Below are 633 nucleotides of genomic sequence, written 5' to 3' on the forward strand. Positions count from 1 at the left end.
AGCATTGCCGCAGTTCGCTTGCCGACAACTATTCCTGCTGGAATTGACAGGGCCAATCTTCAGGCCTCGTCAAGCCAGAAGGCAACTCGGTCCGGGCGTCTCCGCAAGCCATGTTGAGCTGCCACTGGGACAGACCCGCCGAATTGGAAAGGTCGACGCCCTCGATACGGGTCAGAAAGAAAAAGGCGCGGTCAAAGTCTATCGGCGCGGTGAACGTCGCTCCTCGGAAGTCCGCCCGTGCGAGATTGGCAAACGAGAAGCGGCTGCCGCTGATATCGGCGTCATGGAACTGCGCACGCCCCAATTCTGCCTTTGTGAAATCAACATTGGTCAGATTGGCGTCCTGGAAGTTCGAGCGCTGCATTTCCGCGCTCGCAAACACAGCGCCCTGCGCGTCCATACGGCTGAAGTCGGTCCTGTAGGCCTCGATTCTGTCAAACCGGGCGCCTTTGGCGGTCGAGTCGGCCAGGGAAGCACGCACAAGCGTTGCCTTCTCAAGATTTGCCGCAAGGAGATTGCTGTTCCTGAGGTCGGTCGAAGTGAAATCAACACCGAACAGGTTCGCCCCGCTCAGGTCCTGTCCTTCTAGGATGAGAAGCTTCTTGTCACACTCGTGCCAATTGACGCCAGGCG

The 633-nt window shown here is 58.3% G+C and carries 1 protein-coding gene; it reads right to left on the reverse strand.

The genetic code is table 11. The annotated features are described in order from the left end of the window. Positions 1-28 precede the first annotated feature (28 nt). Positions 29-633: pentapeptide repeat-containing protein (locus NKH36_RS34715; protein ID WP_352966320.1), on the reverse strand; the 605-nt coding region annotated here is incomplete at its 5' end.

The sequence above is a fragment of the Mesorhizobium sp. M1312 genome, from assembly GCF_040318115.1.
Classification (GTDB): Bacteria; Pseudomonadota; Alphaproteobacteria; order Rhizobiales; family Rhizobiaceae; genus Mesorhizobium.